Annotated in this window: 2 tRNA genes and 1 rRNA gene; all 3 read left to right on the forward strand. The window is 39.9% G+C overall.

The annotated features are described in order from the left end of the window. Positions 1–69, forward strand: a 16S ribosomal RNA gene (locus BU804_RS09060); the annotation flags it as partial. A 130-nt stretch (positions 70–199) separates the two neighbouring features. Further along, a tRNA-Ala gene (locus tag BU804_RS09065) sits at positions 200–272 on the forward strand. Between the two features lie 12 nt (positions 273–284). Next, positions 285–361, forward strand: a tRNA-Ile gene (locus tag BU804_RS09070). The last annotated feature ends 198 nt before the right edge of the window (positions 362–559 follow it).

Genomic DNA, 559 nt, shown 5'->3' on the forward strand with positions numbered 1-559 from the left:
AGGCCGATGACTGGGATGAAGTCGTAACAAGGTAGCCCTACCGGAAGGTGGGGCTGGATCACCTCCTTTAAAGGACAGTTTGCTAATTTAGCAAACAGGTTGGGCAAGCTCTAAGCTTCGTACATTGTCTTACTTATGCTGTTAAAGCATAGTTATTTGAAAAAGATCGCAAATCTTAGACAGCCGATCTTTATAAATCGGGGGTTTAGCTCAGTTGGTAGAGCATCTGATTTGCATTCAGAGGGTCAGGAGTTCGAATCTCCTAGCCTCCAAGATTTGCTCTTGCGGTTATAGCTCAGTTGGTTAGAGCGCGACACTGATAATGTCGAGGTCCCAAGTTCAAGTCTTGGTAACCGCACCATTTTAATTACCTATAACAGTTTTGTTTGTTATAAATAGCCTGCTTAGTGCAGGTAAGTTGTTATTTTGAAAGTCATAAAAGTTTAAGAATCAAGTTTAATCTGAAACGTTGATTGTTCGAAAGAACAAGAAACGTGAAAAGTAAAGATGACAAAAGTCATCACAAATTCACTGATCAAAATCAGCGCTTGAGAATAAT

Origin of the sequence: Candidatus Protochlamydia sp. W-9, from assembly GCF_001950615.1 — a bacterium.
In the GTDB taxonomy this organism is placed as follows: Bacteria; Chlamydiota; Chlamydiia; order Chlamydiales; family Parachlamydiaceae; genus Protochlamydia; species Protochlamydia amoebophila.